At 59.4% G+C, this 22,765-nt stretch carries 18 protein-coding genes; 4 read left to right on the forward strand and 14 right to left on the reverse strand.

What is annotated here, in order from left to right:
- The first annotated feature begins 44 nt into the window (after window positions 1-44).
- Window positions 45-635 (forward strand): adenylate kinase, encoded by a 591-nt coding sequence (locus Enr8_RS14685; protein ID WP_186767664.1) that lies wholly within the window; start codon window positions 45-47, stop codon window positions 633-635.
- 61 nt (window positions 636-696) lie between these two features.
- Entirely contained in the window at window positions 697-1,476 is a 780-nt protein-coding gene (gene map, locus Enr8_RS14690) for a type I methionyl aminopeptidase (protein ID WP_146432792.1), read from the forward strand.
- Between the two features lie 168 nt (window positions 1,477-1,644).
- Here the strand turns inward: map and Enr8_RS14695 are convergent, their stop codons facing one another.
- The 5 genes from Enr8_RS14695 to Enr8_RS14715 form a co-directional block, all read right to left on the reverse strand.
- On the reverse strand, window positions 1,645-2,865 hold the full coding sequence (locus Enr8_RS14695; RefSeq protein WP_146432794.1) for an IS256 family transposase: 1,221 nt from the start codon (window positions 2,863-2,865) through the stop codon (window positions 1,645-1,647).
- Between the two features lie 734 nt (window positions 2,866-3,599).
- Window positions 3,600-4,880, reverse strand: coding sequence for an AAA family ATPase (locus Enr8_RS14700; protein ID WP_246120087.1), 1,281 nt, complete (start codon window positions 4,878-4,880; stop codon window positions 3,600-3,602).
- Window positions 4,881-5,419: 539 nt separating this feature from the next.
- On the reverse strand, window positions 5,420-6,154 hold the full coding sequence (locus tag Enr8_RS14705; RefSeq protein WP_146432796.1) for a class I SAM-dependent methyltransferase: 735 nt from the start codon (window positions 6,152-6,154) through the stop codon (window positions 5,420-5,422).
- A gap of 277 nt (window positions 6,155-6,431) precedes the next feature.
- Window positions 6,432-7,628, reverse strand: coding sequence for a DUF3419 family protein (locus Enr8_RS14710; RefSeq protein ID WP_146432798.1), 1,197 nt, complete (start codon window positions 7,626-7,628; stop codon window positions 6,432-6,434).
- A gap of 182 nt (window positions 7,629-7,810) precedes the next feature.
- Window positions 7,811-8,164, reverse strand: coding sequence for a hypothetical protein (locus tag Enr8_RS14715; protein WP_146432800.1), 354 nt, complete (start codon window positions 8,162-8,164; stop codon window positions 7,811-7,813).
- Between Enr8_RS14715 and Enr8_RS14720 the strand changes: the two genes are divergently transcribed.
- Both Enr8_RS14720 and Enr8_RS14725 read left to right on the forward strand, forming a co-directional pair.
- Window positions 8,163-8,447, forward strand: coding sequence for a hypothetical protein (locus Enr8_RS14720; RefSeq protein WP_146432802.1), 285 nt, complete (start codon window positions 8,163-8,165; stop codon window positions 8,445-8,447). The two genes, Enr8_RS14715 and Enr8_RS14720, sit on opposite strands and share 2 nt — an antisense overlap.
- A gap of 183 nt (window positions 8,448-8,630) precedes the next feature.
- Entirely contained in the window at window positions 8,631-9,089 is a 459-nt protein-coding gene (locus tag Enr8_RS14725; RefSeq protein ID WP_186767665.1) for a YbaN family protein, read from the forward strand.
- Window positions 9,090-9,499: 410 nt separating this feature from the next.
- On the opposite strand, the gene cysN is transcribed toward Enr8_RS14725, so the two are convergent.
- From cysN to Enr8_RS14770, 9 genes are all read right to left on the reverse strand, one after another.
- Entirely contained in the window at window positions 9,500-11,428 is a 1,929-nt protein-coding gene (gene cysN / locus Enr8_RS14730) for a sulfate adenylyltransferase subunit CysN (RefSeq protein WP_146432806.1), read from the reverse strand.
- A gap of 102 nt (window positions 11,429-11,530) precedes the next feature.
- Window positions 11,531-12,439 carry a sulfate adenylyltransferase subunit CysD gene (gene cysD / locus Enr8_RS14735; RefSeq protein ID WP_146433367.1) on the reverse strand — a complete coding sequence of 303 codons (909 nt, stop codon included), beginning with the start codon at window positions 12,437-12,439 and terminating at the stop codon, window positions 11,531-11,533.
- 146 nt (window positions 12,440-12,585) lie between these two features.
- Window positions 12,586-13,074 carry a hypothetical protein gene (locus tag Enr8_RS14740; protein WP_146432808.1) on the reverse strand — a complete coding sequence of 163 codons (489 nt, stop codon included), beginning with the start codon at window positions 13,072-13,074 and terminating at the stop codon, window positions 12,586-12,588.
- 162 nt (window positions 13,075-13,236) lie between these two features.
- Window positions 13,237-14,121 (reverse strand): CheR family methyltransferase, encoded by an 885-nt coding sequence (locus Enr8_RS14745; RefSeq protein ID WP_146432810.1) that lies wholly within the window; start codon window positions 14,119-14,121, stop codon window positions 13,237-13,239.
- A 6-nt stretch (window positions 14,122-14,127) separates the two neighbouring features.
- Complete coding sequence (locus Enr8_RS14750) at window positions 14,128-15,252, reverse strand: protein-glutamate methylesterase/protein-glutamine glutaminase (protein WP_146432812.1); 1,125 nt, start codon at window positions 15,250-15,252, stop codon at window positions 14,128-14,130.
- A 56-nt stretch (window positions 15,253-15,308) separates the two neighbouring features.
- On the reverse strand, window positions 15,309-15,785 hold the full coding sequence (locus Enr8_RS14755) for a chemotaxis protein CheW (RefSeq protein WP_146432814.1): 477 nt from the start codon (window positions 15,783-15,785) through the stop codon (window positions 15,309-15,311).
- A 3-nt stretch (window positions 15,786-15,788) separates the two neighbouring features.
- Window positions 15,789-18,518: a hybrid sensor histidine kinase/response regulator gene (locus Enr8_RS14760; protein WP_146432816.1), complete on the reverse strand. Its 2,730-nt coding sequence runs from the start codon at window positions 18,516-18,518 to the stop codon at window positions 15,789-15,791.
- A gap of 3 nt (window positions 18,519-18,521) precedes the next feature.
- The gene (locus Enr8_RS14765; protein ID WP_146432818.1) at window positions 18,522-19,481 is read right to left on the reverse strand and encodes a response regulator; all 960 of its coding nucleotides are present in this window, start codon (window positions 19,479-19,481) and stop codon (window positions 18,522-18,524) included.
- 227 nt (window positions 19,482-19,708) lie between these two features.
- Window positions 19,709-22,168 carry an arylsulfatase gene (locus Enr8_RS14770; RefSeq protein WP_246120089.1) on the reverse strand — a complete coding sequence of 820 codons (2,460 nt, stop codon included), beginning with the start codon at window positions 22,166-22,168 and terminating at the stop codon, window positions 19,709-19,711.
- Between the last annotated feature and the right edge of the window lie 597 nt (window positions 22,169-22,765).

Here is a 22,765-nt window from a genome sequence, read left to right on the forward strand (position 1 = left end):
CTCGCCCGGCCCGCCTCCGAGTTGATCACGTCAATGATGCAATAATGCGGTTAATTTTCATTGGACCTCCTGGCGTCGGCAAAGGCACCCAGTCTCAAAACCTGGTCGAGCATCTGAGCATTCCTCACGTCGCCACTGGGGACATGCTGCGGGACGCGAAGAAGCAGGGGACGGAGCTGGGCAAGCTCGCCTCGCTGCACATGGATCACGGCCAATTGGTCCCCGATCCGATCGTCGTGCAGATCGTCGGCGAGCGTCTTGATCGTGCCGATTGTCAACGCGGATGTCTGCTCGACGGCTTCCCTCGCACGATCGGCCAAGCCAAGGCGCTTGACGAATATCTTCACCAGCAGAACAAAGACCTCGACCTGGTGCTCACCCTGGACGTTAACCAGGAAGAGCTATTCCGCCGCTTGCTTGATCGCTCGGTGAAGGAAGGTCGCGTCGACGACACGCCGGATACGATTCGCAAACGAATGCGGATCTATCAAGAGCGAACCTCGCCGCTACTGGACTACTACCAGGAAAAGGGAATCCTGCGGCACGTCGACGGCATGGGAACGCCAACCGAAGTATTCGATCGCATCAAGGCGATCATCGACGACGTCGCCAAACAAAAGGGCGACAGCGTCTAATTGGATCTGGGCCTAGTTGGAACGGCGTCTAACTGGAACAGCGCTTCACTTGATCTAAGTCATGCCTCCTATCACTCTAAAATCGTCGCGCGAAATTGGCCTCATGCGAAAAGCGGGCCTCGTCGTCTGGGAAGCTCACCAGGCGGCCGCCGTCTTGGTCAAGCCCTGCGCCACCACCCGCGAAATCGACGCCGCGATCGAAAACGTCTTCGCCCAGCATGACGCCCTCTCGCTCTTCAAAGGCTACCCCGGCAAGACCCCCTTTCCCGCGGTGACCTGCGTCTCGGTCAACGAGGAAGTGGTGCACGGCATCCCCGGCGATCGCCAACTGGTCGAAGGGGACATCGTCAGTCTCGATACCGGCTGCAAGGTCGGCGGTTGGTGCGGCGACGCTGCGGTGACCCACGCCGTCGGCACGATCTCGCCGGTCGCCGCCAAACTGCTCGAAGTCACCTCCGGCGCTCTGCAGATCGCGATCGAGCAGCTGCCGAAAAAGAGCCGCTGGAGCGAAGTTGCTCGCGAGATGCAGGAGTATGTCGAAGCGGCCGACTTCTCGGTTGTGACCGAATTCGTCGGCCACGGCATCGGCCGCGAAATGCACGAAGCGCCGCAAGTGCCGAACTACTACTCGAAACGGTTCGCCAAAGATGGCGACTTCCCGTTGCGAACCGGTTTGGTCCTGGCGGTCGAACCGATGGTCAACGCCGGCAAACGGGAAGCGAAGATCACCAAAGACCACTGGACGGTCGTCACCTGCGACGGCTCTCTCAGCGCCCACTTCGAACACACGCTGGCCCTAACGAGCGATGGCGTCGAGATCCTAACCGGCGCCCCGCAGTAGGCGGAATAGTAGCCCGACGCGCCAGCGAGGGAATGCGGCCTGACACCAGACACTAACCCGAGTGCGCAAGCCGAGGGAATCCGCGGTACCGTCCGTCAAGTTGCGCACATTTGATTTTCAGCCTGGCTCTGGAAAATTGTTTTTGCCGCGCGCGGCAAAAACAATTTTTTAAACTTTGCCGTCTTCCCTCTTCTCCAGTTCGTGCAGGCGGTCCATGTCGAGGTAGCGCCTTGTGCCCCAGTGCGTGCCGGCGATGTGGCGCAGCCGGGCTGCTACCAGCATCAGGGCGCTTTGGCCGTCCGGGAACGCTCCCACGACTCGTGTTCGTCGCCGGATCTCTTTCATGATCCGCTCCAGCATGTTGCTGCTCCGCAGCCGCGTCCAGTGTTCTCGCGGGAACGCCATGTACGCCAGCGTTTCCTGGTAGCCGTCGCGGAAGCATTTTGCTGCGGCGCCCAGCCGGAGCGAGATCAGCTTCTCGATTACCAGCTCCGCCTTCGCTTCCGCCGCCGTGCGATCCTCTTGGGCGTGAACCGCCTTCAGCATCGCCGCGACGTCGCCTGACTTCGCTCGCGGTACGTCTTTCAGCACGTTGCGATAGAAGTGGACGATGCACCGCTGCCAGGCGGCGTCGGGGAAGAATTCTCCCAGCGCTTCGACCAGGCCGAGGCACTTGTCGCTCGTGATCAGCCGCACCCCTTTCAGTCCCCGTTCTTTCAAGTACCGCAGAAAGGTTCGCCAGCTTTCGGTATCCTCCTTCAGCCCTTCCGCGACCCCTAAAATCTCGCGATGACCATCAGCGCCGACGCCGACCGCCACTAAGATCGCCACGTTCTTCACCTCGCCGCCCCAGCTGCGCTTCAGCCAGATGCCGTCGAGCATCACGTACGGATGTTCGCCTTCCAGCGGCCGATTTCGCCACGCTTCGATCCGCTCGTAAATCTTCTGATTCAGTTCGCTGACGGTGCTTGAGCTGACTCGCGTGCCCCACAAAGCCTCGGTGATGTCTTCGACGCGGCGCACTGACACGCCTGCCAGGTACATCTCGACGAGCGCCTCTTCGACGCTCGATTCCCGCCGCTTGTAGCGTTCGGTAATCTGCGTTTCCAACGGCAAGCTCCGCAGCCGCGGAACCTTCAGCGAGACTTCGCCCGCCTTCGTCTGCAGCTTCCGCGAATACGACCCGGCTCGCGAGTCGACGCGGTCGGGCGAACGCTGGTACCGCTTCGCCTTGCAAACCTGATCCGCTTCGGCGTCGAGCATCTGATTCAACGTCTCCTCGACGGTTGAGCGGACCAGCTCATCAAGATGCCCCCGCACCGCGTCGCCGTCAATCTTAATCTCATCCCGGATCTCTTCGCTGGTCCGTTCTTCTGGTAAATTCGTCATGGTCAGTCCTTGGTTCTGGTGGTGGTTGATGTTGCTAATCAAATCCATACCAGAGCCAGGGCTGGCTTTCAAATGTGCGCAATATTTAGGACGTTATCGAATCCGCCCGCAAGCCAACAAACCGGACCACAGCCCGCACGTTTTTTGATCCCCCATCCCCGTAGGGTCCGCTGTGCGGACCAAGAACCTGCCACATCGGTCATTTGGCAAACAACCCCAACCGGACCGCCACGTTCCAAAATTTCCGAATTGCCAAACACCGCCCGCATCTTCATCAGCGCCATCGGGGCGATCTATTAGCGGCGCCGTTTGTCGGTTCGTATCCTGCGATGGACTGGACCGATGGTTTGCATTTTTTTGCTGGCCGACGTCGATCGGGACTGGACCGCAGTGCACGTTTTTTTTGAGCCCCCATCCCCGTAGGGTCCGCTGTGCGGACCAAGAGCCTGCCCCAACGCCCGTTTGGCAAACAACCCCAACCGGACCGCCACGTTCCAAAATTTCCGAATTGGCAAACAGCCCGCATCTTCATCAGCCCCACCGGGGCGATCTAACCATGGCGCGGAATGTCGGTTCGCATTCTGCGATGGACTGGACCGATGGTTTGCATTTTTTTTTGCTCGCCGACGTCGATCGGACCGGACCGCCGCGCACGTTTTTTTCGAGCCCCCATCCCCGTAGGGTCCGCTGTGCGGACCAAGAGCCTGCTGGCTCGGTCATTTGGCGCCCGTTGCTCATGCTTGTTGAGCAGGTTCGTGGTCCGCACAGCGGACCCTACGACTGGACCGCTCCGTTTCATTTTTTTCGTTCTCCGGCGGCAACGTATATCGCTTGAGCGTTGAATGGGGGTCTTTCGGCATCTCGACGATCTTCCCGGCCGTCATCATCCGGTCCCAGGTCGGGCCGAACTTGCTGCCGCTCATGCCGCTGTTGCTGCGGATGTTGTATTTGCAGAGGCCGTTTTCACCAGCATCGATTAGGACGCGGCGAAGTTGGGATTCCAGCTTTTCGAATTTCACGTCTTCTTTCTGCCGCTTCGCGGCGGCTTCGATTTCGGTCGCTTCGCGCAAGGAAACATTCCAGCGGCGGCCGCCCTGGTCGGAAAGACAACCTTCGTCGATATCAACGCCCCACTCGCCACCTTGCCCGGCGTAGCCGCCGATCGACAGCCAGAGTTTGTGCTTTCCGCTACCCGACTCAAACGCTTCGCGGCGATTCACCAATAACCACTGCTGGGCGAAGTCGAGACTGCCCGCCAAGATCGACGCGTCCAGCTTGCCGGGCTTCATTTCTTTGCGAGTCTGCACGCAGAGAACCGGCGTGGCGCCAGCTTTCGAAATGCATGCGACGAGCGCAGCAATACCTTCGGCCTGCTTGCGTTTGTTGGTGGAGCCAAGACGCAGCGGATCGATCACGACGACTTCGAGCTGAAACTTCTCGATCCACTCTCGCAAGCTCTCGAGGTGCTCCGGAGCTGCCGGCTCCTCGACCGCCATGAACCACTGCAGGTTGTCGAGCGACGGGTTTTCCTCGCGGGCAGCGCTCCACCGGACCGCCAAGTCGGTGAGTTGCGACTGCTTGTTGTCGGCGCCGACGAAACCGACGCGGAACACTTTCTCGGCGGCGAACTCTCCCAAAAACTTGCCGCCGGTCGCGAGCGCCGCGCAGAGATCGACCGCCAGCGAACTCTTTAATGTCTTGCTCGGCCCAACGATCACGGCCGGTTCGTTCTTGGTGAGCAAATTCGGGAAGAGCCACTCCTGCGGCTTTTTCTCGGCGAGCATTTCGGCAGTCGAGAGCGTGCGATGCGTCTCTTTCGCCTCATCACCGCCGCCAACGTCGAGGCGAACGATACCTTGATCGGCGGTGAAAAAATCGACTCCCCTCCGTGCGTCAATCTCTTTTTGCACTTTCGCGATTTCGGCGGTGATCTGTTCGACCTCTTGCTGCTCCCGGCGGTCTTTCCGCAGCTGACGCATCCGGGCTTGGAACTTTTGAATTCGGGCTCGGCGCATGAGATTTCCCTTGGTTTGTGAAAACAAAATCTGGGTGCCACTGGCCTTCAGCCAGTGTCTTCCGTGAATCCGTATCCAGTTCCGTACTTCGACCGCGTCACTTCGATCATGAAGAGCACTGGCTGACGGCCAGTGGCGCCCGGTGGGAAGTTGGTTCGCTCAGCGCGCAGGGAGGGCCATCAGCGACCTGCGTGCTTGGAAAATTCGCCTTGCCGCCATGCAGGGCGCGAAGAATTTTGGCGTTCCGGGCGATTGATCAGACGCCCGCAACGTTGAGGGGTGTAGTGTACGAAATACCAGGCAGTTTTGCAAGCCTTTTTTGACGCTTCGTAGGCCCTGGGTAGGCTGGGTCGAGCCGCTGGGTGCCACTGGCCTTCAGCCAGTGTCTTCCGTGAATCGATATCCAGCTCCGTACTTCAACCGCGTCACTTCGATCATAAAGAGCACTGGCTGAAGGCCAGTGGCACCCGGTGGGAAGTTGGTCCGCACAGCGGACCCTACGCCGGAGGTGGTTTTGGCCGCTTTCTGCCCTAATTTGCTTACGCGGGTTTGCGGCCGACGAAGTAGTAGTACGGGGTGCGGACTAGTGGGAGGTAGGGGACTTTGGCGCGGCGTTCTTCGAGCTTGACCGTGTCGAACTGGCGCTGGAGATAGGGCAGGTGGTCGGCCGAGGGGTGGACGTTGTCGGAGCTGAACCAGACGGGCCAGAAGTTGCGATTGAACCAGCCGTGTTTGGTGCGGCCTTCGTGCGGGTACTTGCGGCTGACGTAGAAGTCGACGACGCCGATCAGGCCGCCCGGCTTCAGGATTCGCAGGGCGTTGTCGATCGCGGCGAACCAGTCGGGGATCATCGTCAGCGAGTAGGAGAAGGTGACGACGTCGGCTTGGCCTTCTTCCGGTGTGAACTTGGTGGCGTCGGCTTCGACCGTCTTGGCGACTCCGTCCCAGCCGCGGGCTTTGATCCGCTCGTCGCAGACCTGCAACAGGCTGCCGGCGAGATCAACCACATAGACGCTCTTCATTGCCGGGATGGCGTCGCCGCGGTATTCCAGGTTTGATCCGGTTCCGCCACCCATATCGACCCAGACGCCATCCTTGGGCAGCTCGAGGGCGCCGTACATCTCTTCGCGACCTTGCAACAGGCGTTTGCGAAAGTCGTCGTACGCTTCGGCCTGGCCGCCGTAGAAGCTTTCGAGCCGTTCGGCGTGGCTGTCGCCGCGGACCGGTTTGACCGCCAGGTGATAGAGAACTTTGAGGTCGGAGGCGATGCCCATGGCGGCTCGGTCGAATCTACGTTGTTACTGGGTGGCACTGCTGGCTTGTCCAGCAGTGGGGACCTGGTACTCGCTTCGCACTGCTGGGCAAGCCAGCAGTAGCACACGTTAGGCGGCCCAATACTTAGCTGTCTGTTGAAAAATGCCCTCGTGGCATTTTTCGACCTCGCCAGGCTCAGAGCATAACTCTTCGCGGCTCGCAAAATAACGACTTACGTCGCTATTTTGGGATCGCATCCCCGCGATCCAGCAGCCCGTTGAGAAAATCAACGGACTGTTAGGCGGCCAGGTCGGCGATGCGGAAGGCGCCGTAGGTGTGGACGCGATCTTTCGGGTGCAGCTGGTCGGCGACTTCGTCGTTGTACTGCAGCATCTCGCCAACTTGCCGTTTTTGGCCATCGACGACGACCGGCACTTCGTTGACGAATTGGGTATCCATGCCGCCGCTGCGCCACAGGACCCGGGCGCCATGTTCCCGGGAGGTATCCAGGATCGCCTGCCATTCGGAGACGAGGTACGGATAGAGCGAACCGGTGAGCCAGTCCATGTGATCGAGCAACACCAGGCGATGAATCGGCGTGCCGTCATGCTTGCGGAGGAAGTGCTCGACCGAATCGGTGTGCGTGCTGACGCGATGGATGACGTCGTCTTTGAGCCGCTGGAAGTTCTCAGGCTTCAGGTACTCGGGGCAGCAGGATTGCGTGTATTCGCCGGTGACGTAGACCCGCCAGAAGTAGTTGTCGTGGATCGGCAGTTCGGCGAAGACTGCCCGCATGTTCTCTTGGACGAAATCGACGATCCCGTTTTCGTAGTGCTGTTCGAGATATTCACGCTGAGCGCGGGGCACACCGACCAGCGACCAGGTGGTGTCGCGGCTCATGGCGAACTTCAGCGACTTGGTCCAGAGGCGGGTGTGGATTTGTTCGTACAGTTCCTTTTGTTCGTCGATCGACTTGGCGTCGAGCAGCTCAAGGACCAGCGGGCGGAGACGCAGCACCCGGTCGACGTAGATGTTCATCGCGCGAGCGAACGAGCCGCTGGTGCCGCGGAAGTAGAAGCTGCGGTTCTTGCGGGGGCGGAAGTAGCGGATCTTGCGATTCCAGTACGACTGCGACCATTCGGGCAGCGCCTGCCGCAGCTTATGTTCGTAGACCTGCCGGAAATTGGTCAGGCGGCCGGTGCCGAACATGGCGAAGAAGTCTTCGTACTCCAGTTCGCGAATCGCCGCCTTTTTGAGGTCGAGCAGGGCGTTTTGACGCGGGTTCATGTCGACCGCGTAAACGTGATTGGCGCCTGCCAGAGCGTAATCGAGCGCGTTGCAGCCAGCCGACGTGATGACCATCACGTTGTGGTGCGGCTCGAGATCGAGGGCCACGCGATCGAGTCGCGGGTCTTCCCAGCAGGTGTTGTAAACGAGGTTATTTTGATGGACCAGGTTGAAAACGCGTCCCCGGACCCAGTTCAAGAGCGCCATGTTTTATTCCGTGCGAGATGCCGCCCAATCCGCCGATGGCAACTGCCGCGTGTACGACAGCCGTTCCCTTTAGGAGGGGAATGGCGCTGGAAAACGAAGCCTCATTCTACCGAACAAAGGAGGGCCGCAACAAGTCGCGAGACGCCGTAAACCACCCAGAATTCCTGCCTGTTACGTAAGATTTACGTGGGGTTTTCCGCGATGGAAGGGCTAGGCAAAAGGAAAGTCGTGACGATTGATCGCGAGAGTCGATCACGGCGGGCGTTTTCGATGAAGTTTGCGTGAAAGCCGAGTTGGGCGGTTGCCCTTTTAGCGGTTCTGCAATCCTCAATCAGCTGGGTCGACGTCTGCGCCATCATCAGGTTTGCGTAAAAGACGAATCCCACGATTACGCAGCCGAGTAGGCAGCAGCAGAGGCCGAGGATTTTGGCGCCGATCCCTTTCAGCTGCAGGCCGGGGGCGAGCGGTAGTCCCGCTTTGGTGAACGCGCGGAAGCCGATCGAGAAGAAGAGAACGCCGAGCAAGATTGCGAGCATGGGCCTGATCGTCTGGGTGAAAGTAAAGGGTGGATTAGCGTTGGCTCCCGAAAGCGAAAAAGAGGAAGCCGAACGTCGCTTCCACGACGAAAAGCACCCCCAGCAGGCAGCAAATGACCCCAATTACCTTGGCGGTCACGCCGGTGATGTTTTCTCTCGCGTCAGCGGAAGACCTGATTGCGTGAAGCCTTTCAGGCCCAACAAAAAGGTGGCGATTCCGACGATGATTCCGAGCATGGGCGTTCCTGAGGAGTATAGCAGCGATATCGAGCCCCCAGCTTAACAAACCCCCTCGCCGGAAGGGAGCGTTTTCTGGGGGCGTCGAATCGGAATAATGCTAGCAATTGTTTCGTTTCACCCAAACGTGTAGGTTTTCCCCCAGATGGTCGATAGGCTGACTAGGCCGCTTTCTGATGTTGCTGGGGTAGAGTTGCAAATAGAGAGCGGCCCTTGGGGAGGATTGTGGATGGCGACCATCAAGACGACGACCAAACGGCGACTGAGGATTCACGCGGCTGCTCCGCTCTCGACGCCGCCGCGGCCGCCGGAAAAGGTGCATGGACTGCGGCGCGTAATCTTTGTGGCGTCGGCGGTGTTGTTTCTGACTTTGGGCGTGTTGGGGGCGATCTTGCCGGTGTTGCCGTGTACTCCGTTTCTGTTGTTGGCAAGCTACTTCGCGGCCCGCAGTTCTCCCTGGCTGAACGAGCGAATCTTACGCAACCGCCTGGTCGGGCCGATCTTGCGCGACTGGAACGAGCACCGGGGCGTCCGCCGCCATGTGAAGATCAAGGCGATGCTGCTGGTCGGCATCTGCGTTACCGCCACGCTGGCGATCACCCAACCGCAGCCGCTGGTGATGGTGATGATCGCCGGGGTGTCGACGATCGGCATTGTCGTGGTGGCGAAGTTGCCGGAAGTGAAGTGAAGGGGTAGAGAAGAGGGGCACGCCGGGATCATGGTTAGCCGCGAAAGCTCTGCTTTCGGGGGCGACAGCGTCGCCAGGAAGCATCTGCCCGCGGTGAGAAGATTGGCGGCGGTTGGGTACTTCGTTGGCGCGGCGCAAGAAAAACGGCCGGAGTTATTCCAGCCGCGGGGTGATGCTTCCTGCCGACTTCGTCGGCCCAGATAGCGGAGCAATCTGGGCTAACCCCCTTTGTCGTTGAAGCTGTTTCTCTAGCTGCCTGTTGAAAAATGCCCTCGTGGCATTTTCCAACCTCGCCAGGCTCAGAGCATCGCTCTTCGCGGCTTGCAAAATAACGACTTACGTCGCTATTTTGGGATCGCATCCCTGCGATCCAGCAGCCCGTTGAGAAAATCAACGGACTGCTAGCCGTCTTAGATGATCTTGCGATCTTTCAGTAGGGCGATGATCTGGTCGACCGATTCGGTGACTTCCAGCTGGTCGGTTGGCAGGACCAGGTCGGGATTGGCGGGAGCTTCGAACTCGTAGCTGACGCCGGGGAAGTTGGCGATTTCGCCGGAGTCCGCTTTCTCGTAGAGCCCGCCGTCGTCGCGTTGGCGGCAGACTTCGATCGGGGCGGTCAGGTGAACGACCAGGAATTGTTCGGCGCCAACCACTTCGGCCGCTTTCTGGCGAACGTCTTCGTTCGGAGCGGTGAAGGCGCAGATGCAGATCAAACCGGCGCTATTCATCAGGCTGGCGATTTCGCTGCCGCGGCGGAGGTTTTCGGAACGTTCTTCGGCGGTGAAGCCGAGGTCTTTGCTGACGCCGCTGCGGAGGTTCTGCCCATCGAGCACAACGCAGGCGCGGCCTTCGTCAAACAGGCGGCGCTCCAAGGCGTAGGCGATCGTCGTCTTGCCGGCGCCGGTCAGACCGGTCAGCAGCAAGGTGGTCGGCTTTTGGCCGAAGCGGGCCTCACGCTGCTTCGAAGTGACGCTCTGGATGCCTTCGCCGGTCGGCGACAGCGAAGGCTCGTCATCCCAATGGGCGACCTTCTTCTCTTGGCGATCGATGATCATGCCGGCGGCGACGGTGCGGTTGGTGATCCGGTCGATCACGATGAAGGCGCCGGTAGTCCGGTTTTTCGGGTACGGATCAAACGCGATCGGGCGGTTTAGGCGAACTTCGCAGCGGCCGATTTCGTTCAATCGCAAGGTTGGGGCGTCTTGGCGATGCAGCGTGTTGACGTCGATCTGGTACCGCAGCGTCGAAATCGTGCCAGGCGTGGTGATCGCGGTATGCTTGACCAGGTATTCTTTGCCGGGAACCATCGGATCGTCATCCATCCAGACGACCATCGCATCAAAGCGGTCGTCGACCAGCGGCTGATTGCCGGGGCGAACCAGCATGTTGCCGCGGCTGACGTCGATTTCGTCTTCCAGCGTGATCGTGACCGACAGCGGCGGGCAAGCTTCTTCGATTTCGCCATCCATCGTGACGATCGACTTGACGCGGCTCGTCTTTTTCGACGGCAGCGACATTACTTCTTCGCCGGGGCGAATGGCGCCGGAGGCGACCGTGCCGCAGAAGCCGCGGAAGTCCAAGTGAGGGCGATTGACCAACTGCACCGGAAAGCGGAAGTCCTGCAGGTTGCGGTCCGAGCCGATGTAGACGTTCTCTAAGAGGTGCATCAGCGTGCTCCCCTCGTACCACGGCATCTTTTCGCTGGGAGCGACGAGGTTGTCTCCCATCAAGGCCGACAGCGGAATGAAGTGGACGTCGTCGGCCGCCATCTTCGCGGCGAACTCGACATAGTCCGACTTGATCTGCTCGAACACTTCCTGGCTGTAGTCGACCAGGTCCATCTTGTTGATCGCGACGACGATGTGCTTGATGCCGAGCAGCGACGTGATGAAGCTGTGCCGTTTGGTTTGCGTCATCACGCCATGGCGGGCGTCGATCAAGATGATCGCCAGGTCGGCGGTCGAAGCGCCGGTCGCCATGTTGCGGGTGTATTGTTCGTGACCGGGGGTGTCGGCGATGATGAACTTACGCTTGGCGGTCGAGAAATACCGATACGCAACGTCGATCGTGATCCCTTGTTCGCGCTCTTCTTTGAGCCCGTCCATCAAAAGGGCCGGGTCCAACTCGCCGCTAACCGTGCCATGGACGACCGAGTCGCGTTCGATGGCGGCCAGCTGATCTTCGTAGGTCGCTTTGGCCTCGATCAGCAGTTTGCCGATCAGGGTGCTTTTGCCGTCGTCGACGCTGCCGCACGTGATGAAGCGGAGCAATTCTTTCCGCTCGTGCTGGGCGAGATAGGCGTTGATGTCGGTGGCGATCAGATCGGATTGGTGCGACATGGGTATTTGCGTTGGGCTAGTCGTCGAACCCCGAGTTTTCTCGGGAAAATCAAGCGTTTTGCAGGGAGAATCGCGGTTTGGCGCGGCAAGCGCCGAGCCGCGTTAGAAGTAACCTTCGATCTTCTTCTTTTCCATCGAGGCGCCTTGATCCTTGTCGATCGCGCGCCCCTGACGTTCCGACGTCGTGGTCAGCAACATCTCTTGGATGATGTCGGGCAGCGTGGTCGCTTCCGATTCGACGGCGCCGGTCAGCGGATAACAACCGAGCGTGCGGAAGCGGACCATCTTCTCTTCGATCTTTTCGCCTGGCTGCAGCACAAAGCGGTCGTCGTCGATCATGATCCACATGTCGTTCCGCCAGACGACCGGCCGCTTGGCCGAGTAGTAAAGGGGGACGATCGGGATCTGCTCGAGATGGATGTATTGCCAGACGTCGAGTTCGGTCCAGTTCGACAGCGGGAAAACGCGGATGCTTTCCCCTTTGTTGACCTTGGTGTTGTAGAGGTTCCAGAGCTCGGGACGTTGGTTCTTGGGGTCCCAGCGGTGGTTTTTGTCGCGGAACGAGAAGACCCGCTCTTTGGCCCGCGACTTTTCTTCGTCGCGGCGAGCGCCGCCGAACGCCGCGTCAAACTTGTACTTGTCGAGCGCCTGCTTCAGCGAGGCGGTCTTCATCAGGTCGGTATGTTTGACGCTGTCTTCAAACGGGTCGATCCCGACCTGGCGACCTTCTTCGTTGATGTGGACGATCAGGTCGAGGCCGAGTTCCTCGCGAGCGTACGACTCGCGGAACTCGATCATCTCTTTGAATTTCCAGGTCGTGTCGACGTGCATCAGCGGGAACGGGGGCTTGGCGGGATAGAACGCCTTGAGCGCCAGTTGCACCATCACCGACGAGTCTTTGCCGATCGAATAGAGCATGACCGGATTTTCGAACTCGGCGGCGACTTCACGAATGATGTGAATGCTCTCCGCTTCCAACTGACGCAAGTGAGTGATGTTGTAGCCCGACATGCCGTAGATTGCTCGCAAGACGCTAAAATCGTCACAAAGGGAACGATCATAAATAGTTACGAATTCCGGATTATAGCGCCAGACGAGGATACGAACAATGCCGGCCGGTTGCGACTGTCGGCAGCGAAATTCGTAAATTCGGGGAATTACTTGCGTTGCGTCGATCGACCGGTCCGTGCTTCCAGGGTCAGGCTCTCCAGCTCTTCCGCTAGCTTCCGGCATTTTTCGGCCGCTGCGGTCAGACGCTCGAGTTCTTCGGTGGAATACTGGGAGACGGAGGGATCGGAGGCGAGGATCCTGAGGTCATGTTCGGCCTGTTTCGCCAGGCGAATCGCCCGTTCGACGGAGGGCTTGGTCGTTTGCTCGTAAATGCTGCTCGCCGGAGAACTTGCGTCGATCGCGGCCGGCGTTTTCGGTTCGGCAATTTCGCTGGCCGGCAAATCGGCGGCGAACGCCTGCGACGCAACGCGGAACTCGGGCCCCAGCGCCGCGCGGATTTTGGCGATCTCGCTCAGGTCTTCGGCCGTGGGTTGCTCTCCCCCAGACGGTGGCGAGAGGAGCGGCTCCTGAGCCATGGTGGTGGCGAACAGCAGCGTGAAGAGGAAGACCGAGCTAATGAGTGAGGCGACGCGCATGACGAAATCCTTCCTTGGATGATCGTGAGAGTGCGTCGATTTTACGCCGATTGGGCCAGTGGCCAAAGAGCGAAACTGCTAGCAGGGAGAAATTGGTCGCGTTCCAAAAACGTGTGCCGCTGCTGGACGAGCCAGCAGTGGCACACGGCGGAAGACAAATAGTTAGAAGGCGCTGGCCGTGGGCTTCGTCGCGGCTACTTTGTTCGCCAGGATGAAGTCGGGGAGCTGGCGGTTCGGTTGGTAGAAGACCGAGCGGCAGTGGTGTTGCGGTTGGAAGCGTGGTCCCAGGTCCATCAGCGATTCAGACGAACCGACAAAGAAGTAGCCATTGTCGGTCAGCTGATTCGCCAGGTTCAGGTACGTTCGCTTGCGGTCTTCGGGATTGAAGTAAATGATCGCGTTGCGGCAGAAGATGATGTCGAAGCGACCGAGATGCGCGAAGCTCTGCAGCAGGTTCACTTTCTCGAACGAGACGAGCGCGCGAACTTCGTCTTTGATCCGGTGCCCGCCGTCTTGCGGCGAGAAGTACTTGCCCAGGTAGCGCGGTTCGAGTCCGCGCGACGTTTCCAGCGGCGGATAAAACCCGCGGCTGGCCCGCTCGATTGCGTCGTCCGAGATGTCGGTCGCCAGGATCGAGATGTTCCAGTTGCGATAGTCGGGCAACGTTTCCATCAGCGTCATCGCGATGCTGTACGGCTCTTGTCCGGTGCTGCAGGCGGCCGACCAGATGCGGATGCGGCGATCGTAGGCGTGTTTCGATTTTTCGTCGACCAGTTCCGGAGCCGCTTTGTGCATCAGCGCTTCAAACGGCGATTTATCGCGAAAGAAGAGCGTTTCGCGAGTCGTGATCGCGTTGATGACTTCCTTCTTCAAATCTCCCAGCGAACTGCGAGCGTGCTGCGCGAATTCGACGTAGTTGGCGCAACCTTCTCGTTTCATGAGTTCGGCCAGCCGACTCTCGATCAGGTAATCCTTCGAATTGTCGAGCGCAATCCCGCACAGGTCGTAGACCAGGCCGCAGACGGCGTCGATGTCTTGAGGCGTCATATTTCCCTATCCCCTACTCCGTTTGACGCAATTGACGATTTCCCGTCCAACGTCATTAAGTGGACATATCAAATCGACTAGATTCGCTTCGACAATGCTGCGGGGCATGCCGTAGACGACCGAGCTTTCTTCATTTTGAGCGATAATGTTGGCGCCCAGACGCTTGAGCAATTGGCAACCGATGGTGCCGTCGTCTCCCATGCCGGTCATGATGACCCCCAGCGTCGACCCGCCGTAGACCCGCGAGATCGAGCGAAACAGATAGTCGACCGAAGGTCGGCAGTTTCGTTCGTGCGGATCCTCGTTGACGTTGATGTGAGTCTTCACTCCCTTACGGATGACTTTCATCTGATGGCCGCCGGGGGCGATATAGATCGTACCGGGACCAACCTCCATGCCGTTGCTCGCTTCGACCACGTCTAACTTGCAACGACGATTGAGATCTTCGGCCAGCGACTTGGTGAACAGCGGCGGCATATGCTGGACGACGAACACGGGGACCGGAAAATCGGCCGGCAGGTTCGGCAACTGCGAAGTTAACGCAGGCGGGCCGCCGGTCGAGATCCCGATGGCGACCGATTCGATCGGTAGGGGGAAATTCAGGTCGCGTGACGACGCCAGCGACGCGGGATGGATTGGTATAGCGGGCTCATCCGCCGGTGGAGCGGGCGCTTTGGCGGTCGCGCCGGCGGGGACCGGCCGCGGCGAATGAACGACCCGCCGCAAATAGGTCGACACCTTTTCACCTAACGTTTGGGTCAGCATCGCCGTACTTTGTTCGACGCTAGCGCCGGCCGGCTTCAGAACGAAGTCAAACGCTCCCAACTGCAGAGCGGCCATGGTGGCTTCGGCGCCGGCGCCGGTAAAGGCGCTCAGCATGATCACGCCAGGCGGGTTGGCGAAACGTTTCAGATCTTTCAGCACGCCCAGTCCGTCGATTGTCGGCATTTCGACGTCGAGCGTGATCAGATCGGGTTGAAAGTACTCGATCTTCTCAAGCGCAATGCGACCGTCGGCGGCGATGCCGACCACTTCGATCTGCGGAATCTGCGCAAGGATGTCGCGAACCAACTTGCGATACAATGCGGAGTCGTCGACAACCAATACGCGAATGCGATCTTCCTCGCTCATTTTCTTCCTTCAATCCTCCCTGGTCGCATGGTGGGCGCCGACGGATCACGGATGGGCTATGCCATGGCCGCGTATTCGCTCGTTTCGTTCAACATTTCGTCGATGTGCAGCAGCACGACGACATCTTCGTCACGTTGATGCACGCCGACGAAGAAGCGACCTTCGATCCCTTTCAGGTTCGCCGGCGGCGGCGTCAGGTCTTCGTCGGTCAGCGTCAGGATGTCCGACACCTTGTCGACGATGATCCCGACCGATTCGCCATGCGAATTGATAATCAGGTTGCGGCTCTCGCGGGTATGCTCGCCGTCTGGCAGATGCAGGATGTGTCGCGGTTCGACCACCGTGACGACCTCACCACGCAGATTGACGACGCCGCAGACGTAGGGAGGAGCCTGCGGAACCGGCGTACAGTCCAACTGACGATTGATCTCTTGGACGTGTGCGATCGGAATCGCCATCAGCAATTCGCCCAGGTAAAAGGTGACGAACTGTTGCTCGCCCGAAATGACGCTTTTCTTCTCATTGCCAGACATCGCTTACACTCCTGCCGTAGTCAGTTCTCGAGCACTTTCAGACCGCATCGCTTCTCGCCGAATGGTTTCGAGATCGGTCTGCGTCAACTTCGCGACCGCGGATAATAGGCGTTCGCGATCCATTTTGATTTGGTAATCGTCGATCCCGGCTTCTTGTCCTTCGCGACGATGTTCGTCGGAAGCGAGCGAAGTCAGAGCGACGATCGGCATGGTTCCCCATTGGCTCGAGGCGCGAACCTTGCGAGACAACTCGAAGCCGTTCATTCGCGGCATTTCGATATCGGTCACGATCAGGTCGAAATGATATTCGCCGGCCTGCAAGATTTCCCAAGCGACCTGGCCATCTTCGGCGTCGACGACCTGGAATCCCGCCTCTTCGAGGAAGCCGCGAACCTGGCGGCGGAAGAAGTCGGAGTCTTCGGCCAGCAGGACAATCGGATCGTGATCGCGAGAATCGGCCGCTTCCTTGTGATGTTGGAACCACTCGGGACGATGCTTCTCGACGATCTTGAAGATGTCGAGCAGCCGCGTCGCATGGCCGTCATGCACAAACGAGCCGCAGACGCCGATTTCGCGGAACGTCGTCGAGTCGATGTTCATCGCCACTTTTTGAATGTCTTTCAGCTTCGGCACGATCAAGCCGACTTCGTAGCCGTTGATGTCGAAGATCACGACGAACACGCTTTCGATGTCGGTCGGCGCCGGACGAGCGTTGATGTTGTTTTCCAGTCGCATGACCGGCAGCGACGAGCCGCGATACTGCAGCACTTCGAGTCCTCCGACCGAATCGATTTGATCGGTCCGGATTCGCTCGACGCGAAGTACGACGCCCATCGGAATTGCGAAGTTCTCTTGCGGATGGTTGGTGAACATCAGCAGCGATTGCGATTCTTCGCCGGCGTGCAGGTCTTCTTCGATGCGGCGGGCTTCCAGATCGCTTTGGTCGGTCAGGTCTAGTTTGGCCTCGGCGCCAATGCCAGCGACGTCCAAAATCAGCGCGATATGACCGTCACCCAGGATCGTAGCTCCCGACAGCGACTTGCAGCTGCGCAATTGCCGTCCCAGCGGTTTGACCACGATTTCTTCAGAGTCGTGCAGCCCGTCGACCGCCAGGCCGTAACGAGCGCGGCCCGTTTCGACGACGATGATGCTGCTGCTGTTGGCCTGGACCGATTCTTCGCAGCTGAGGTTGAGGATTTGTTTCATCCGGACGATCGGCAACAGCGAGCCGCGGAGGCGAAGCATTTCGGCGCCTTTGACGCGGGTCAGGCGTTGTTCGTCATCGGCCCGAATGCGGACCAGTTCCGATATGTTCGCTTGCGGAATGGCGAAGCGGTTGCCGCAGGTCTCGACGATCAACGATGGAATGATCGCCAGGGTGAGCGGCAGCGTGATTTGAATGTTGGTTCCTTTGCCGATCGTCGATTCGACGTCGACGGTGCCGCCGAGCTTTTCGATGTTGCTGCGGACGACGTCCATGCCGACGCCGCGGCCGCTGACGTCGGTCAGCTTTTCAGCCGTCGAGAATCCAGCGTGGAAGATCAAGCGAACCGCATCGCGGTCATTCATCTGATCCGCTTGATCCTGCGTGATGACTCCCTTGCTGACCGCTTTCTCTCGCAAGACCGCCGGGTTGATCCCCTTGCCGTCGTCTTGGATATCGATGCGGACCTTGCCCGCCTGGTGATAGGCGCGAAGGTTGATCTTGCCGGCCGGCGGCTTGCCGGCGGCGACGCGTTGATCGGGCGTCTCGAGACCGTGATCCATCGAGTTGCGGATCAAGTGGGTCATCGGATCGCCGATCGCTTCGATGATCGACTTGTCGACTTCCACTTCCTTGCCGTCGATTTGCAGGTTGCTTTCTTTGCCGAGTTTGGCGCCGAGATCGCGAACGACGCGGATAAAGCGGTTGAAGACCTGGCCGATCGGCTGCATGCGGGTCTGCATGACCGCGTCTTGCAGTTCGCTGGTCACCTGGTCCAGGCCCGAAGCGACCGCTTCCAGACCGGAGTCATTTTTGCTGGAGATCGCTTGCAATACCTGGTTGCGGCACAGCACCAGTTCGCCGGTCAGGTTCATCAGGCGATCGAGCACGCTGACCGGAACGCGAATGTTCGCCTCGATGTTGGTCGCTCCTTCCGAGCGATGTTCGTCGACGGCCGGTTTCGGCGCCGGCGGCGTCACCGCGGCGGGCGCTGCAGCGGCCGGAGCCGGAGTCTCGGGCTCGGCGGCCGGCGCTTGTTCGGGAGTCGGCTCGGCGACCGGCGCGGCGGCTTCGGCCGGAGTCGGTTCGACAGCGACCGGTTCAGCCACTTCCGCCACAGCGGCGGGCGCGGCCGGAGTGGGAGTGACGCCGGCGGCGATGTCGTCGAGTTGTTTGACGGCGTCGGCGATCTTTTCCTGGTCCGAGGCTTCGACGTTGTTGATCATCGAGCGGAGCTGATCGGAAGCGCGGAGCATGACGTCGATCATCGCCGAGTTCGGCACAAGCTCTAGGTTGCGGAGCTTGTTGAGGACGTTCTCGAGGCTGTGCGACAGGTCGTTGATGTTGTGCAAGCCGAGGAAGCCCGCCGCCCCTTTGATCGAATGGATCGCACGGAAGACGGTGTTGACCAGATCGACGTCAACGCTTTCGCCCGCCGCTTCGATCGCCAGTAACTGCGATTCGACGCTCGCGAGATGTTCGTTCGATTCAATCACGAACTCGGCAACTAGTTCATTGTCTTCGTACATGCTCTAGCTAAGCTCCTGGACCGGGTGGGACGGAAACGTCTTGGTCAATTGAGAAACTGTCGGAATCACGTCGGCGGGGGACGCGGAAGGCGTCTCGGCCGCCTCGATATCGCGAAGGAAGTCTGCGAGGTAGCGACTCAGGTGGGCCGGCGTCACGGCGCCGACGGTGTAAATCGCCTCTTGCGGGGTAATGGACAGATGTTTTTGGCGATTGAGCAGCTCTTCGACCTGTTCGTTGGTCAAAAAGCCGAACTCGACCGCGGTATCGCCAAAGCGGGTCTGCGTTTCGGTTTGGCGCTGCAGGACCTGCATCAGGTCGGCAACGCTGATGTAGCGGTGGTGGAGCGCGATTTGGCCAATCGGTTTGACGCTGCGATTGAAGGCGGCCCGAGCCAGCTCGAGCAGTTGCGGCGAAATGGCGCCTCGTTTGAGCAGGTAGTTCTCAAAGGCGCTCCATTCAAAGCCCGGCGGAAATTGCCCAGCCACGGAGGTGTCGGAGACTGGCTCGCTCTTGTGCTTGATCTGGTAGGTCTTCTGTTCGATGCGGAGTTGCTGCGCGGCGAAAGAAGCGGCTTGATGCCAATGCGTGATCCGGTTAAATGAAGCGTCAAACGCGTCGATGATTGGCTGTAGGTCTTCGGCCGGCTTGAAGAAGCAGAACTCCGCTCCATAGCCCAGCGCCTCGAGCACGATGCTCATCTTCAGCTTGCTGGTGAACATGATCACCGCGATGCCGATGTCGAACCGCTTGATCTGCTGCACAACTTCGAGGCCGTTCATCTGCGGCATTTCGACGTCAAGCAGTACGACGCGGTAGCCGCCGTTGACCAGCGCGCCCCGCCAGCAGGTTGGGTCGTTCAGTTCGTCGGTGAAATAGTCATGACGCTTCAGCCGCGCACGCATGAGTCGCGTGATGCTGGGATCGTCATCGATATGTAGGATTCGTCGCTGGTTCGGGTCCATGCCGTTCTCCAAGTTCTGCCCCGTTGGTAGAAACCGACATTGATCGCTGGTTAGGACATTGATCGCTGTTTAGGAGGCTGCAGAAATATAGACCCCCTTTTTCAACTTGCAACGCAATGGATATTTGGGGGGGGCGCGAAAGCGCGCGCAGTCGTGACGATTCGAACGACCGTGGCGGTCACGAGAAAGACCGCGAGAAAATTGATGTTGGCGGACAACCGCGAGCGCTATTTGACGCGGCGGAGCAGCAGCAGGCGAATTTCAGGGCCGCCGGCCGCGCCAATCTTGGCCGCAGACAGGCTCAACTCGCCGGTTCCCTGCGGCAACTCGATCACCCCTAATGACAGCGGAACGAAGTCTTTTACGGGGGATTCGCTGCCGCGCGACGCGTGATCGCGCTCGGGGCCATAGCTGGGCGGATCATTGGCGGCGGTGATCTTGCCGCGGGTCGTCGCATCGCCGCAGCGGAGCTGAAGCGTCGTACCGACTACTTCTTGGGGGGCCGCGTAGTAGACGATCGGCTTGTATTTGCCGGCCTGACCGATCTCGACGTCCCAGGTTATTTTATCGTCCGCAGTCTTCCAACCGGTGAAATAGGAGCAATTGGGAGCCCGGGCGCTGCGCTGAATATTGCCATGCGGTTTGCCGTCGCGGGCCGGCAACTGCGTGTTGGCGGCATAGCCGACGGTGAAAGGGCGGTCTTCCGCTTCCATTTGCTCCCGAATCTCGGCCCGAAATTGATCGGCGGCTCGCTTCATCGCGGCGACCTGTTGCGGGTGCTGCGCAGCGACGTCTTTCCGCTGTCCAACGTCACCCCCGATATCGTAGAGATGACCGCCAGCGTCTAGGCGAAACCGCTGCGAACGGACGCTGACGTTCCGCCACTTGTGGATCGGGATCGAGAAGAGATAACGATTGGCCCAACTGGGCGTATCTCGGCTTCCCAACAGCAGCGGCGCCAGGCTGCGGCCGTCAAGCGGCTTTTTCGGCTCGAACTTGACGCCGGCCAGTTCGGCCAGGGTCGGACCAAGATCAATGGCGCCGGCGACTGTTTCGATCTGCAGGCCGGCGGCGATCTTGCCGGGCCAGCGAATGAACAAGGGAGAGCGAACGCCTCCTTCGTCGGTCGAGCCTTTGCGTCCCTTCATGTCGCCGTTCCAACGCCAGCTATTGGGACCATTGTCGCTAAAGTAGACGACGATGGTGTCGTCGCTCAGCTGCAACTCGTCCAGTTTCTGCAGCACGCGGCCGACGTTCCAGTCGATGTTTTCGACCATCGCCAAGGCGGCGCGGGTCATGTCGAGGTCTTCTTTCCTCGGATCGCGATTGCGCATCTCTGGTTCGACGCCGTCAAACTTGGCGTAAAACTTGTCCGGCGCCTGCATCGGTGAGTGAGGCGTGTTGTAGGGGAGATAACAGAGGAACGGCTCGTCCTGGTTTTTTTCGATGAACTTGATCGCCCGGTTGGTGAGGTCGTCGATGATGAAGCCCTCGCCGCGGATCAACTCGTTGTTCTCTTCCAACAGCGGATCGAAGTAATTGCCCCAGTGACCCGAGCAGAACCCGACGAACTGTTCAAACCCGCGGGCGTTGGGGTGATAGGGGAACTGCATGCCGTTGTGCCATTTGCCGAACGCCGCAGTCGCATAGCCGGCGTCTTTGAACGAGGTGGCGAACGTTTGCTCGTCGGCGTTCAGGCGTTCTCGCCCGGTCGACACGCCGCGTACGCCGCCGCGAGCGTGGAAGCGGCCGGTCAGAAACTCGGCCCGCGTCGGAGCGCACAAAGCACAGACATAGAAGTAATCAAACGACGCCCCTTGCTTGGCGATCTGATCGATGTTGGGGGTCGCCAGGTTCTGGTTGCCATGCAGACTGAGATCGCCCCAGCCTTGGTCGTCGGCCAGAAAGATCACCACGTTGGGCCGGCGATCGGCGCGGCTGACGCATTGAGAAACGAGAACCAGCAGCAGCGCAGTGAAAATCAGGCGGGCGTTCATGGGGCGTGCATTGTGGGTTGCGGGGCAGGATCGATCTAGTCTACCCAAAACTGGGGCGAAATGCACGTTTTGCCCCGCCCTGCCCCGTTTCGGTTTATTGGGCGTACGGGGCGAGCGTCTGCCGGTCTTTAATCGGATGAACCACCTGGCGATCGGCCGGGTCAGGCTCCGGCAGCGGCACGCCATCGGCCTCGATGTAAGCGGTTCGCACAACCGGCACGGCGCGGCTGGCGGCGGGAACCAATTGATAGTCGGTTCCTTGGGTTTGCAGGAGCCAGGGTCGCCATGATCGTATTGGAAGTCGCGAATCACGTAGTCCATGATCGAGCCCATCGTGGTCAACGGATCTTCGCCTTCGGGAACGACTTGTGCCGCCAGTTCGCGGAACTGATCGTTGACGACCACCGCCTGCGATTCGCCTTGGCGATACTTGTCGAACGACGCCGGCCATGACGTGACGTCAGTCAGTTGCTGCGGCTGCAGTTTCCAATCGAGTTGCCAGACCTTGGCCTGAAACTGATGGCGGATGATTTGCGCTCCGTGCGGATCGGCGAACTCGAAGTAGGCGAACTTGTTTCCGTATTTCGGCTCGACATGAATCGTTGGCCTGCACTTCCTGCGGAAAGGTCGACCAGGCGCTCTCGCCGACTTCTTGTCCGGCGCTGGATTGCGGAACTGGGACCCAGACATGCATCTTGTGCGTGTGGTATGGAGGCGTCACGACGATTGAAAAATCGACGTCATATTGAACCGGCGCCGTGCGATGCGCTTGATCGTCTTGCGCCGGATCGAGCGCCTGAGCGCTAACAGTCCGTTGATTTTCTCGACGGACTGCGTGATCGCATGGATGCGATCCCAAAATAGCGACATAAGTCGTTATTTTGCGAGCCGCGAAGAGCTACGCTCTGAGCCTGGCGAGGTTGAAAAATGCCACGAGGGCATTTTTCAACAGGCAGCTAAGCGTGGTGACGATCAGGAACAGCAGCGAAAGGATCAGCGAAATGCGCCGCATAGGGATCAATCTCAGAGAGGAAGAAACGAAACAACGCTCAAACGAACATTGTGATGTTCGCGGAGGCCCGGTTCAAACTGGGTAGATTGAGGCCGGACATTCGATTCTGGAGGTAATACGCATCCCGCAGAAATTTCGCCGGAGGAAAAATTTTCTCAAAACTGGCCTTGCGGCGGATGTCCAATTCTCGGTATTTACCTGCCGCGAACTTTTGGGCGCCAAAATCTGGCGGTCGAGTTTGCTAGCGACCATGCAAGACTGTCCTGCAATTTTCC

Source organism: Blastopirellula retiformator (assembly GCF_007859755.1).
GTDB lineage: Bacteria > Planctomycetota > Planctomycetia > Pirellulales > Pirellulaceae > Blastopirellula > Blastopirellula retiformator.